The 475-nt window shown below is 59.2% G+C and carries 1 pseudogene; it reads left to right on the forward strand.

The annotated features are described in order from the left end of the window. Positions 1 to 56: 56 nt before the first annotated feature. Positions 57 to 475: pseudogene (locus tag J8I87_RS44215) on the forward strand (transposase); the annotation flags it as partial.

Raw genomic sequence — 475 nt, forward strand, 5'->3', positions numbered from 1 at the left:
GAATTTTCGGACCAGCTGAAACTTGAGAGAATGGCTTCCAACGGAGAAAGGAAGTCATGAAGAAGAGCCGGTTCACCGAGGAACAGATGGTCACGATCCTGCGCGAGGCGGACAAATCGCCGGTCGCCGACATCGCGAAGAAGCATGGGATCAGCGAGCAAACCATCTATAACTGGCGGCAGCATTTCGGCGGGCTGGAGGCCTCCGACGTCAAGCGGCTCAAGCAGCTTGAACGGGAAAACGCGCGACTGAAGAAGATGCTGGCCGAGCGCGATCTTGAGCTGGACGTGATGAAAGAGATCAACGCAAAAAAGTGGTAGGCGCGCCCGCCCGACGCCAGCAGGTCGCCTACGCGAAAGCGCGGGGCCTGTCGGAGCGACGAGCGTGCGCGCTAATTTCGGTCGCAAGGTCGACCCTGCACTACGAATCGAAGCTCGCTGTGCGAGATGCTCCCGTGCTTGCGGCCATGAGCATT

The sequence above is a fragment of the Paraburkholderia sp. LEh10 genome (assembly GCF_017814945.1).
GTDB lineage: Bacteria > Pseudomonadota > Gammaproteobacteria > Burkholderiales > Burkholderiaceae > Paraburkholderia.